Here is a 608-nt window from a genome sequence, read left to right on the forward strand (position 1 = left end):
TTGTCGTTGTCCATTCGGAGTGTGTTGATGATATTGGTTGCCATATCAAGTCGCCCTTTACCTTCTACGTTTTGGCTTCGGTCTGTCAGTCGGATACACCAGTCTGTGAGGGGTGTCATTTCAGGAAGTTCCTCAACGAAAATTGACAAAAGCCCCTTCGGAATGTCTCCGGTCAAGGCGTTCATCAGTGTCGTCTTTCCAGAACCGACGCCACCAGCGATAATGAAGCTGTCCCCGAGTTGCATCATAAGCTTGAAGAATGCTCTCGTCTCTTCATCAAGCATTTGTAACCGAATGAGATCGTCCATGGAAAACGGGTAGATCGGTTTTCGAATGGTGACGATGGTACGCGGCTCTGTAATAATGCGCGCATCCTCGTCCCGTACGGTGTACCGTGTGCTCGGTCCCCCAATAATGTTGACACGGGAACCGTCTGGCAAAATCGCATCCGTAATCGGATAGGCGAGTGAATAGGCGTATGGCGTATTCTCTAACTTTCGGGCGATAAACTCCATTAACGCATCTTCCGACGAAAAGCGTGACTCCGTAGATTCGTAATTCGACCCATTTCGTTTCACGATGGTGGTCGTCCCTATCACGTGCACGTC

General features: G+C 49.7%; 1 protein-coding gene. It reads right to left on the reverse strand.

The window, feature by feature from the left end; translation table 11 throughout:
• Positions 1 to 578, reverse strand: a 578-nt coding sequence (locus tag AN477_RS23560; protein ID WP_169787954.1) for an ATPase, T2SS/T4P/T4SS family, incomplete at its 3' end; no start/stop codon positions are given.
• Positions 579 to 608: the final 30 nt, after the last annotated feature.

Origin of the sequence: Paenalicyclobacillus ferrooxydans (assembly GCF_001399675.1) — a bacterium.
In the GTDB taxonomy this organism is placed as follows: Bacteria; Bacillota; Bacilli; order Alicyclobacillales; family Alicyclobacillaceae; genus Alicyclobacillus_B; species Alicyclobacillus_B ferrooxydans.